Genomic DNA, 11,321 nt, shown 5'->3' on the forward strand with positions numbered 1-11,321 from the left:
TCCGCGCGGGCGCGTACGACTTCATCACCAAACCGGTCAAGATGGACGCGCTCGCGGTCGCGCTCTCTCGCGCGGTTCAGCATCGGTCGCTGCGCGAAGAGGTGAAGCGCCTGCGGCACCTGGTCGGGGAGGCGGAGCGCTTCGACGAGCTCGTCGGCGACAGCGGCCCGATGCGCCGGGTTCGACAGCTCCTCGACCGGGTGATCGACTCCGACGCGAGCGTACTCGTGACCGGCGAGAGCGGGACCGGCAAGGAGGTGGTCGCCCGCGTCCTCCATCGCCGCGGCCGGCGCAAGGACGGGCCGTTCGTGGCGGTCGACTGCGCCGCCATGCCCGAGCAGCTCCTCGAGGGCGAGCTCTTTGGCCACGTCCGCGGCGCCTTCACCGACGCGCGCGCGGCGCGGACGGGCCTCTTCGTGCAGGCCCACCGCGGGACGCTCCTCCTCGACGAGATCGGCGAGCTGCCGCTCGCGCTGCAACCGAAGCTGCTGCGCGCGCTCCAGGAGCGCGCCGTGCGGCCGATCGGCGGGAACGAAGAAGTCCCGTTCGACGTCCACCTCGTCGCCACCACCAACCGCGACCTCGAGTCGGCGGTGGAGGAGGGCCGCTTCCGCGAGGACCTCTACTTCCGCGTCAACGTGATCCACGTGGAGATGCCGCCGCTCCGCGCGCGCGGGAGCGACGTGCTGGTGCTCGCCCAGCACTTCCTCGTCCACCACGCCGGGAAGGCGGGAAAACGCGTCACCGGGCTCTCGCCCGAGGCGGCCGAGCGGCTCCTCGCCTATGCCTGGCCGGGCAACGTGCGCGAGCTCCAGAACGCGATGGAGCGCGCCGTCGCGCTCGCGCAGTACGATCACGTCACCGTCGACGACCTGCCCGAGAAGATCCGCGCCTACCGACCTTCCCACGTGCTCATCGCGGCCGACGATCCCTCGGAGCTCGTGCCGCTCGAAGAGGCGGAGCGGCGTTACATCCTGCGGGTGGTGGAGAACGTCGGCGGAAACAAGACGCTCGCCGCTCGGGTCCTCGGGATCGGGCGGAAGACGCTCTACCGGAAGCTCGTTCAGTACGGGGCATCCGGCGAGTAGAGCCGACGCCTTCCGCACCGCGGGTCGGAATGACCCAGGCCCATCGCCCGTCGCGCCTCCGCGACCGGCGCATTCGGGCGCGTTCCGGCCGGCACGTTACGTGCACCGCTTCCTGGTGGGACGCGAACGATGCCAGGGTCTCCAGGACGAAGCTCCGAACGGTCGACGCAGACAGAACGACAGATGTGCGGCGGCCGCTGATGGAGCGCTGCCTCTGGCACGCCGCGAAGCGCCCATCGCAGCAGGGACCGGGGACGGTGGACAAGGGGACGGTGGACAAGCCGTCCTCGGTTCCCCGGGCGTCCGGCGCACGCGCGTGGCAGGAGGACGTCGACTGGCACGCGTGGTTCCGTAAGCTCGGCCGGCAGACGCGTGCCCTGCGCGAGCTTCTCGGCCTCTCCCAGGACCGGCTCGCGGTGTTGGCGGGTGTGAGCCAGGGCACGGTCAGCCGCTTCGAGATAGGGACCGCTCAGGGCACGCCGGCCGTCGTCATGTTCAGGCTCGCCGTCGCTCTCGCGCGGCAGTGCCGCGCGGAGAATCACGAGCTCCTGGCCGAGCCGCTCGTCCGGGTTCTCGATGACATCGAGGAGCTCGTGCCGGTGAGGGCGGTCCGAGACCTCCCGATGATCGCGCGGGACCCCCAGGCGGAGCAGCTGCGGATCCTCTTCATGGCCGCGCCGCCGCGTGCTCGCGAAGCCGTCCTCTCGATCGTCCGCGCCTTCTGCACGATAGCCGGCAGCCACCCGCGGAACGATCCGGTCTGACCCGACGCACGATTGCCCGACAACGTGGACGTCGGGAGGTTCGGCGTGGTATCGGGCGACCGGCTGCCCGGCGGTCGGACGGTCGTGGGGGCAAGTGCGCCCGACGGGCACGCCGTCGTGGGGCTCGAGCTCGTCGGCAAGGGGAGCGATCCCGAGGCGGCCCTCCGTGCGTACCAGCAGAATGCGAAGATCGATCTCGCCCCCGGCGCCGAGCGGCTCATGGTCGGCGGGCTGCCGGCGATCCATGCGACGACGACCGCCCGCACGCGCGACGGGCGGGTCGCGCTCGATCTCACGTGGATCGCGCACGCGGAGCGCATCTACCGGATCATCGGGGCGACGCCGCCCGACGGAGCGGCGGCGGCGAAGCCGCTCTTCGGCGCGACGGTCGAGAGCTTCCGGCCCCTGACGGCGAGTGAGCGGGCCGGCATCCGCGAGACCCGTCTGCGCATCGTCGCCGCCCGCGCGGGCGAGGGACTGGGCGACGTGCTCGCACGCGGCCGCAGCACGTGGACGGTCGAGACGGCCGCGGTGGCGAACGGTCTCGACGCCACGGCGCGTCTCCGCCAGGCCAAGCTCGTGAAGGTGGCGGTCGCAGAGCCGTACGCGGGTGGGCAGTGAAGAGCTGCGATCGGGATCACGCCGTTGCGGCACGTCACCTCGAGTGGTGTCGCCCGATCCGCCCCTCGCGGTCCACGCACGTACGCTACCCATCGGGACATGCTCCATGGCGCCCGGGTAGGCGCCCATCCGGACCACTTAGGGTGAAGCGGTCGCCTGAAACGGTCGCCTTGACACGTCGCGGAAGGCGCGCGTATCGTCCGCGCCACTCGGACGAGTCCCTGATGTGGTGGTTCACGCCCAGGACGGGTCACTCCCGTGATGCTCGGCGCCGCGTCGGGGCACTCGTCGGTACCTGGGCCCTGCTCGCTCAGCTCGCCCTTCCGCCGCTTCATGCGTGGGCAGCCGCCCGAGACACCGAGCCTCCGGCCGCTTGGGTGTCGGCTCGTGACGAGACCGCGCCGCAGCTGAGCGCGAGGGCGCGGCGCGTGCCAGCCCACGACGCGTCGGACTGCCCCGTGTGTCAGAGCCTGGTCCAGGTCCGACACTTCCTCGCCCCGCCCGCTCCGGTGCCGGCCGCCACGCCGTGGCCGCAGGTTCGCGACGTGAACGTGTCGATCTCAGTCGCGTCCGTCACCATCGGACGCCTGGCGTCGCCCCGCGGTCCTCCTCGTCCCGCGTAGCCATACGCGGTTCGACAACTTTCTGCGCTTCGTATCGGGGAAGCCCGTTCATCACGATCGGCGAGGAGGTCTCCCATGCCCGACGTCAGGGCCGATTCCGGCGTTTCTCGTCGCTGGCGGCGACCTGCGCTCGTGACCGGCAGCACGCTGGCCGTGATCGCCAGTAGACCAACTCCCGGGCCATGGTGAGCGCGCTCACGTTCGCCGCGATCGCGGCGGCCGCCGACGTCGCCGGATCGCTCGTGGTCATGCGAGCGCACCGCGGCGGGCACGCTCCCCTGCGCTACTTCGTCGCTGCTGGTGCCGGCTTCATGCTGGCGGCGGCCTTCGTCCGGATGTTGCCCGAGAGCACGCACGTGCCACACGCGTTCTCGTTCGTGCTGATGGGGTACTTTGGCGTCCACCTGTTCGAGCACACGGTCGCCCCGCACTTCCACTTCGGCGAGGAGACGCACACGGGCGCAATTTTGAAACCAGCGGCTGCGTACCTCGCGATCCTGGGCCTCGGCGTACACACGCTGTTCGACGGCGTGGCCATCGCCGCCGGATTCATGGTGGCCCCGACGCTCGGCCTCCTGCTCTTCTTGGCCGTCCTGCTCCACAAGGTGCCCGAAGGCTTCACCGTCGCGTCGATCATGCTGGCGAGCGGGCGCTCGCGGGTCGCGGCGGTGCTCGCCGGGACGGCGCTCGGCGTGCTGACGCTGCTCGGCGCGGTGGCGACGACCCTGCTCGCCGGCCGACACGTCGGGTATGCGCTCGCGCTCTCGGCCGGTGTCACGATCTACGTCGCGGCCTCGGACCTGATCCCGGAGGTGAACCGCGAGGGCGGGCCCGCACTCGCGTGGACGGTGTTCGGGGGGCTCGTGCTGTTCACGTGCGCCGACTGGGCGCTGTCGCGCTTCGGCCTCGAGTAGCGGCGAGGGCCTCGACGTGATCCTGGTCGATCTTCTCGTCTCCGCCGTGCAGCAGACCTTCTGGGTCCTTTACGAGGGCGCGCTCTTCATCCTCATCGGCTTTGCCATCGCGGGCGCGGTTCACGTGATCCTGAACCCCGACCGCATCGTCCGCTATCTGGGCGATCGAAGCCTGAAATCGGCCGCGCTCGCTGCGCTCCTCGGCGCGCCGATCCCCCTCTGCTCCTGTGGCGTCTTGCCGACGGCCATGCTGCTCCGGCGCAAGGGCGCAAGCCGGGAGGCGACCCTGTCGTTCCTGGTGACGACGCCCGAAACGGGAGTCGACTCGATCGCGCTGACGCTCGCGTTCTTCGGACCGCTCTTCGCGATCGTGCGGCCGCTCGCCGCCGTGGCGACGGGCCTCGTGGCGGCGTTCGTCTCGCTGCGCCGTCGCCCGCAGGCGGACGAGGCAGGTGCCGAGCCGGAGCCGATGCCGGAGGTGCAGGGGGTACACCGACTCGAGACGGCGGAGCGAGTCCTTCCACGGGTCCGGCGCTACGTCCTCGACCCGGGCCGTGACGGCGCGCTGCCCATCCGCATCATCGAATGAATGGTCGCCGACTTCACGCAGGCGGGTAGACGCGGGTGCCCACGGTCCTGACGCACGCCGTGTCTGGGATCGCCCTGGAGGGCGCGTTCCGGCGCCCGTTCGGGACCGCGCGGGTCTGGCTCGCCGGCGCCGTGTGCGCGGCGCTTCCCGACGTCGACGTCATCGGCTTCCGGTTCGGGATTCAGTACGGCGATCTCCTCGGTCACCGGGGCCTCACGCACTCGTTGAGCTTTGCCGCCGTTCTGGCCGCCCTGGTGGTGGCTATCGTGTTCCCCGAGGGCGCTCCGGGATGGCATCGCCGGGCGCTCTGGCTCTACCTCTTCGTCGCCACGGCATCGCACGGTTGCCTCGACGCTCTGACGGATGGCGGTCTCGGCGTCGCATTCTTCTCGCCCTTCAGCAATGCTCGCTACTTCTTTCCCGTGCGTCCGATCCGGGTGTCACCGATCGGCCTCCAGGCGTTCATGTCCGGCGACGAGCTGACGATCCTGGCGAGCGAGGCACGCTGGGTGTGGTTGCCGTCGGCGCTCTTGATGGCGAGCGCGGTCGTGTGGCACCGGGCCTCCACGAGGTTGGCAGCTCGCGGTGAGGGAGGAGCCGGGCCGAGTTCAGGATGAAGGCCAGCTCGGAGGCGACGTGAATGAAGGCAGCGAGCAGCGGGCCGAGCAGGCCGAACGCTGCAAGCCCGACACCGAATGTGTCGACCACGAGCGTGCCGGCGAAGTTCTGCCAGATGATGCCGCGGGTGCGCCGGGCGATCGCGAGCGTCTCGACGAAGCGCGCCAGGTCGTTACCGAGGAGCACGACGTCGGCGCTCTCGCGCGCGACATCCGTACCGGAGCCCATGCCGACGCCGACGCTCGCCGCCGTGAGCGCGGGCGCGTCGTTGACGCCGTCGCCGACCATTGCAACCGTCCCGCCGGCGGCAACCAGCGCTTCGATCCGCTCCACCTTGTCTTCGGGCAGGAGGTCGGCTTCGACTTCCCGGATGCCCAGGCTGCGGGCGACCGCGTCCGCGACCGGCCGCGTGTCGCCCGTGAGAAGGATCGTGCGGATGCCCAAGCGGCCGAGCGCCGCGACGGCGCGCTGCCCTTCCGGGCGCACAGTGTCGGCGATGGCGATGGCGCCGAGCAGGCGCCCGTCGCGTGCGACGAACACCTCCGACGCAGCCGAAGCCGCGGCGTCGGTCACGATCCCCGTCACGCTGGCCTCCGGCATCGCGACGCCGCGATCCCGCATCCAGGCCCGGTTGCCGACGAGCACCGTGGTAGTGGCCACCTCCGCCGCGATACCGCGCCCCGGCGTGTAGGAAAAACGCTCGGGTTCGACGACGGGGCGCTTCTGCGCCCGGGCGTGGGCGACGATCGTCTGCCCGAGGGGGTGCTCCGAGCGCTGCTCGGCAGCCGCCGCCGCGTCCAGCACGGCTTCCGGCGACACGCCATCGGCGCCGAGCACGCGCTGCACCTCGGGTCGGCCGTAGGTCAGTGTGCCGGTCTTGTCGAGCACGACCGTATCCACGCGGCCGAGGGTCTCCAGGTGCACGCCCCCTTTGACGATGGCGCCGAGGCGTGCCGAGTGGCCGATGCCGCCGAGGATGGCGAGCGGCGTTCCGGCGGCGATGCCGCAGGCGCCGGCCACGATCACGACCGCGATGGTCGAGCGAACGTCGCCGGTGACGAGGAACGTGAGGCCCGCGGCCGCAAGGGCGAAGTAGACGAGGTAGCCGGCGAGCCGGTCGGCGAGGCGCTGGACCGGGGCGCGAGAGCGCTCGGCGCGCTCGACCGCCTCGATGATCTTGCCATAGCTCGTGTCGCGGCCGATGCGCTCGCCGCGGACTTCGAGCGCGCCCGACTGGTTGATCGATCCGGCGTAGACGGGCGCTCCCTTGGTCTTCTCGACCGGCATCGACTCGCCGGTGATGCGCGACTCGTCGACGAAGGAGTGGCCCCCGAGCACGGTGCCGTCGACCGGCACGCGCCCGCCCGGGTTGACCAGGATCGCGTCGCCGATGCCGAGCTCGTCCGCCGAGACGGCGTGGACCGACCCCGCGCGGCGCACCGAGACCTCGCGCGGCAGGAACTCCAGGAGGTCGCGGATGGCGCGCCGACCGCGCTGGACCGTCATGCTCTCCAGCACCTCGGCCGCGAGCACGAAGAGCGTGATGACGAGCGCGGTGAAGAGCTCGCCGATGGCAGCCGCCGCGACGATCGCGATCGTCATCGACAGCTCCATCGTCATCCGCCGGTCGATCAGGTTCTCGAAGGCCTCCTTGAAGATGGGCCAGCCGCCGATCGCGAGACCGAGCGCTCCGATCACGCTGACGCTGCGATACGCCTCCCAGACCCTGAACCAGAGGGCCGCGGCGGCGAGGGCCACGAGACCCATGCGCACTGCCTCCGGCCACGCGAAGGCGTGCGCGTCATCGTGGTCATGCTCATGATCGGAGCTCTGACCGCTGGGATCGTGGCCCCGGCGGCGGTCCGCGCCGAGCGCGGCGGGAGCGCTCGTCCGCGCCATGGCCTGGTCGGCGAGGGTGCCGTCGCGGCCGATGCTCTCCGGGTGGGTCACAGCTAACCGCCGGCCATGGCCCCCACGACCAGAAAGGGCTCTGCCCCCGTCGCGACCGCATCGGGCAGCGGAGCGTCCGGGAGTTCGTGGGACAGATCCTCCTCGCAGGCGAAGAACCTCACGAACGGTCGGCGCCGTTGCGTGACGTGGTCGCGGATCGTCCCGCGCAGCATCGGATAGCGGGCCTCGAGCGCGTCGAGGACCGAGCGCTGCGTGACCTGACCCTCGACGTCGAGCTTCACCTCGCCCTGGACGTGCGCCAGCTTCCGCAGGTGTGTCGGGAGCACGACGCGGATCATGGCAGTGTCTGGGCTTCGACGGACAGCACGACCGGAAGATCTCGGACGATGGGAGCCCAGCTGTCTCCGGCATCGGCCGACGAGTACACCTGCCCCCCGGTGGTGCCGAAATACACGCCGCACGGATCGAGCGAGTCGACGGCCATCGCGTCGCGCAACACGTTGACGTAGCAGTCGCGTTGTGGGAGGCCTCTCGTGAGCGCCTCCCACTCGTGTCCGCCCGTGCGGCTGCGGTACACCCGCAGCTTTCCCTCGGGTGGATAGTGCTCCGAGTCGCTCTTGATCGGGACGACGTAGATGGTGTCCGGCTCGTGCGCGTGAACGTCGATCGGGAACCCGAAGTCGCTCGGCAAGTTCCCGCTGATCTCCTGCCACGATTCGCCCGCGTCGTCGCTGCGCATGACGTCCCAGTGCTTCTGCATGAACAGCACGCCCGGACGCGACCGGTGCCTCGCGATCCGGTGCACGCAGTGGCCGACCTCGGCAGTCGGGTTGGGGATCTGCTCGGACCTGAGGCCACGGTTGATCGGTCGCCACGTCTTGCCGGTGTCGTCGGTCCGGAACGCGCCCGCGGAAGAGATGGCGATGAAGATGCGTTTGTGATCGCTCGGATCCAGAAGGATCGTGTGCAGGCACATCCCACCGGCGCCCGGCTGCCAGGAGGGCGCTGATTCGTGGTTGCGCAGTCCGGGCAGCTCCTGCCACGTCTGGCCGCCGTCGGTCGAGCGGAACAGGGCGGCGTCTTCGACGCCGGCGTAGACCGTGTCCGGATCGGTCAGCGACGGTTCGAGATGCCAGACTCGCGCGAACTCCCAGGGATGGGGCGTGCCGTCGTACCACAGGTGAGTGCCGGGGACGCCGTCGTACACGAACCGGTTGCCCACCGGCTCCCAGGTCTTGCCGCCGTCGTTGGAGCGCTGGATCAGCTGCCCGAACCAGCCGGTGCCCTGCGCCGCGTACAGCCGATTCGGGTCGGCGGGCGATCCCTTGAGGTGGTAGATCTCCCAGCCTCCAAAGTGGGGACCACTGATGTCCCAGCGTTCGCGCTTTCCGTCCGACTCGAGGACGAATGCGCCCTTGCGTGTGCCAACCAGTACCCGTACCCCGCTCATCCCTGTCTCCTTCCTGAGGTCCGCGCCGGTCCTTCGCAGGCAGTTTCTTCACGACTAGCACGATCAGCCCGCTCGTCGAGGTCGCGCCACCCACCCACTCGCACCGCGGGTGGTCCGCTGTATCGTCGAACGGCCGGCTCTGAGATCGACATACCCGCCGAAAAAATGCCGTGTCCCTTGTCGAGGAGAAGGCTGGACGGCCTGTCCAAGAGCGAGTACCACGCCCTCGTGGGGCGAGGCCCTTGCCTACGATGAGGATCTCCGCAAGCGCGGTGACTTCAGTATCGCGCAGGCGCTCCAGCTCGTCCAGACGGCTACGTCCCGGCGAGTCCGGAACGGCAAGATGTCCATCACCGACGTTCCCTTCGTCCTCATCATCGGGCCTGGGGGGCGTGCTCGAGGACGCCGTCCGCGCACGGGGACGGAGCGAGCTCGAATGAAGGTGATCCGTGTCCTCTCGGCTGTCGCCGCTTTCGCAGGGTTCGTCGCGCCTCTCCTCGCCGGCTCGGGTTCCCTGCCGACGAGCGCCCCGCTCCCGGGCTCGGCGCCATTCAGCGCCGAGCTGCAGCAGAAGCTCATGACCGCGCTCGGGGAGAAGGGAGCGAGCTATCACCCGCACACCCGGCACCTCCGGCCCGACGGCTCGCCGCGCTACACCAACCGCCTGATCCTGGAGTCGAGCCCCTACCTCCTGCAGCACGCGCACAACCCCGTCAACTGGTATCCGTGGGGCGACGAGGCCTTCGCCCGCGCGGCCGCCGAGTCGAAGCCGGTGCTCCTCAGCGTCGGCTACTCGACCTGCCACTGGTGCCATGTGATGGAGGAGGAGTCCTTCGAGAACGAGGAGATCGCGACCTACCTCAACCAGCACTACGTCGCCATCAAGGTCGACCGGGAGGTCCGGCCCGACGTCGACGACGCGTACATGAGCGTCGTGCAGATGCTGACCGGGAGCGGCGGCTGGCCGATGACGGTCTGGCTCACGCCCGGACGCCAGCCGTTCTCCGGCGGCACGTATTTCCCGCCGCGCCAATTCCTCGCGATGCTCCAGCAGTTCCGTCAGGCGTTCGACGCGGAGCCGCTCCGCGTCGCCGAGCAGGCCGGCGAGATCACCCGGCGCGTGCAGCAGATGGCCCAGCGCCCGGGGGGTGAGGGCCTGCCGGATGCCGCCGTGCTCCAGCGCGCGTTCGACGGGTTCGCCGCGACCTTCGATGCGACGAACGGCGGGTTCGGCCGGGCGCCCAAGTTCCCGAGCCCGCCGGACCTCGAGCTGCTCCTCCGCTACCACCGTCACGCCGCGAGCGCACGCGCCCTCGAGATGGTGACCCTGACGCTCGAGAAGATGGCGGCCGGCGGCATCCACGACCAGGTCGGCGGCGGCTTCCACCGCTACGCGACCGACGCCGCCTGGCAGGTGCCCCACTTCGAGAAGATGCTCTACGACAACGCCCAGCTCGCGGTCTCCTACCTCGAGGCCTACCAACTCACGAAGCGCGACGACTTCGCCGCCGTGACGCGCGACATCCTCGACTACGTTGGGCGGGAGATGACGGCGCCCGACGGCGGCTTCTACGCCGCGACCGACGCCGACAGCGAGGGGGTCGAGGGGAAGTTCTTCGTGTGGACGCCCGCCGAGATCCGCGCTGCCCTCGACGCCCCGCACGCCGAGGCCGTGCTCGCCTACTATGCCGTCACCGAGCCGGGGAACTTCCACGGCAAGAACATCCTGCACGTCGCCGCACCGCTCCCCGAGGTCGCGTCCAAACTCAGCATCGAGCCCGCCCGGCTCCGCCAGCTGCTCGATGAAGCGCGGTCGAAACTCTACGCCGTCCGCCAGCGGCGCGTGCCACCCCACAAGGACACGAAGATCCTCGCGGGCTGGAACGGCCTCATGATCTCGGCCTTCGCGCGCGCCGGGGCCGTCCTCGGCAATCCCGGCTACGTGGAGCGCGCCAGGACCGCGGCTCGGTTCGTCCACGAGCGGATGCGCGCGGACGGCCGTTTGCGACGGAGCTTCGCCGGCGGCGCCGCGCACGAGGACGCCTTCCTCGACGACTACGCGTACCTGGCCGCCGGGCTCCTCGATCTCTACGAGGCGACGTTCGAGCTCCGCTGGCTGCGCGAGGCGATCGCCCTCCAGGACGTCCTCGTTCGCGACTTCTGGGACGCGGAGAAGGGGGGCTTCTTTCTCACCGGCGCTCAGCACGAGGTGACGCTCACTCGGCAGAAGCCGTACTACGACGGGGCTATTCCGTCGGGGAACGCGGTCGCGGCGCTGAACCTGCTGCGGCTCGCCGAGTTCACGACCGACGACCGGCGCCGGGAGCGAGCGGACGCGACCCTGCGTGCGTTCGCGCCAGTCCTCCAGCGCATACCGGCCGCGGCGCCCGCGCTCCTGGCGGCGCTCGACTTCCGCCTCGACCGGGCGAAGGAGATCGTCATCGTGCGGCCGGCGGCAGCGACGGGCGACGAGGCGCTGCTTTCGACGGTACGGAGAGCCTATGTGCCCAACCACGTCCTCACGGTCGGGAGCGTGGGCGACGAGCTCGCACGCCAGCGGAAGATCATCCCGCTGGTGGCGGACAAGCAGGCGCTGCGCGGAGCGACGACCGCGTACGTGTGCGAGCAGAAGGTGTGCGCGCTGCCGACCTCGGACCCGGCCGTCCTGTCGGATCAGTTGGCGAAGGTGTCCCCGCTTGCGGGTGTTACGCGCGACGGCCCGTCAGGAGGCGCTCCGGCCGCG

Annotated in this window: 10 protein-coding genes; 7 read left to right on the top strand and 3 right to left on the bottom strand. The window is 70.5% G+C overall.

All coding sequences use genetic code 11. From position 1 onward, the window contains the following. The 6 genes from E6J59_03985 to E6J59_04010 all read left to right on the top strand — a co-directional run. The coding region (locus E6J59_03985; protein ID TMB22341.1) for a sigma-54-dependent Fis family transcriptional regulator at positions 1–1,088 on the top strand (1,088 nt) is incomplete at its 5' end. A gap of 29 nt (positions 1,089–1,117) precedes the next feature. Next, positions 1,118–1,852, top strand: coding sequence for a helix-turn-helix transcriptional regulator (locus E6J59_03990; GenBank protein ID TMB22342.1), 735 nt, complete (start codon positions 1,118–1,120; stop codon positions 1,850–1,852). A 24-nt stretch (positions 1,853–1,876) separates the two neighbouring features. Continuing rightward, the gene (locus E6J59_03995) at positions 1,877–2,473 is read left to right on the top strand and encodes a hypothetical protein (protein TMB22343.1); all 597 of its coding nucleotides are present in this window, start codon (positions 1,877–1,879) and stop codon (positions 2,471–2,473) included. A gap of 805 nt (positions 2,474–3,278) precedes the next feature. Beyond that, positions 3,279–4,010, top strand: coding sequence for a ZIP family magnesium transporter (locus E6J59_04000; GenBank protein ID TMB22344.1), 732 nt, complete (start codon positions 3,279–3,281; stop codon positions 4,008–4,010). 16 nt (positions 4,011–4,026) lie between these two features. Then, a complete protein-coding gene (locus E6J59_04005; GenBank protein TMB22345.1) occupies positions 4,027–4,599 on the top strand; it encodes a hypothetical protein in 573 nt (190 codons plus the stop codon). Between the two features lie 35 nt (positions 4,600–4,634). Next, the gene (locus E6J59_04010; GenBank protein TMB22346.1) at positions 4,635–5,216 is read left to right on the top strand and encodes a metal-dependent hydrolase; all 582 of its coding nucleotides are present in this window, start codon (positions 4,635–4,637) and stop codon (positions 5,214–5,216) included. Here the strand turns inward: E6J59_04010 and E6J59_04015 are convergent. Genes E6J59_04015 through E6J59_04025 form a run of 3 tightly spaced genes read right to left on the bottom strand, consistent with a single transcriptional unit; the run spans position 5,062 to position 8,578 of the window. Next, positions 5,062–7,116 carry a cation-translocating P-type ATPase gene (locus E6J59_04015; protein TMB22350.1) on the bottom strand — a complete coding sequence of 685 codons (2,055 nt, stop codon included), beginning with the start codon at positions 7,114–7,116 and terminating at the stop codon, positions 5,062–5,064. The genes E6J59_04010 and E6J59_04015 overlap by 155 nt on opposite strands. 53 nt (positions 7,117–7,169) lie before the next feature. After that, positions 7,170–7,466 carry a MoaD/ThiS family protein gene (locus E6J59_04020; protein TMB22347.1) on the bottom strand — a complete coding sequence of 99 codons (297 nt, stop codon included), beginning with the start codon at positions 7,464–7,466 and terminating at the stop codon, positions 7,170–7,172. Next, a complete protein-coding gene (locus E6J59_04025; protein TMB22348.1) occupies positions 7,463–8,578 on the bottom strand; it encodes an exo-alpha-sialidase in 1,116 nt (371 codons plus the stop codon). Before E6J59_04025 ends, E6J59_04020 begins: the two co-directional genes overlap by 4 nt. A gap of 436 nt (positions 8,579–9,014) precedes the next feature. On the opposite strand from E6J59_04025, the gene E6J59_04030 reads away from it, so the two are divergent. Next, a partial coding sequence (locus E6J59_04030) for a thioredoxin domain-containing protein (GenBank protein ID TMB22349.1) occupies positions 9,015–11,321 on the top strand: 2,307 nt, incomplete at its 3' end.

It is taken from the genome of Deltaproteobacteria bacterium (assembly GCA_005879795.1).
Lineage (GTDB): Bacteria > Desulfobacterota > Binatia > DP-6 > DP-6 > DP-6.

Excerpts from the sequence above, each read along its gene's own strand:
- E6J59_03990 (TMB22342.1), top strand. The coding sequence starts at position 1,118 with ATGACCCAGGCCCATCGCCCGTCGCGCCTCCGCGACCGGCGCATTCGG.
- E6J59_04000 (TMB22344.1), top strand. The coding sequence starts at position 3,279 with ATGGTGAGCGCGCTCACGTTCGCCGCGATCGCGGCGGCCGCCGACGTC.
- E6J59_04015 (TMB22350.1), bottom strand. The coding sequence starts at position 7,116 with ATGGCGCGGACGAGCGCTCCCGCCGCGCTCGGCGCGGACCGCCGCCGG.
- E6J59_04020 (TMB22347.1), bottom strand. The coding sequence starts at position 7,466 with ATGATCCGCGTCGTGCTCCCGACACACCTGCGGAAGCTGGCGCACGTC.
- E6J59_04025 (TMB22348.1), bottom strand. The coding sequence starts at position 8,578 with ATGAGCGGGGTACGGGTACTGGTTGGCACACGCAAGGGCGCATTCGTC.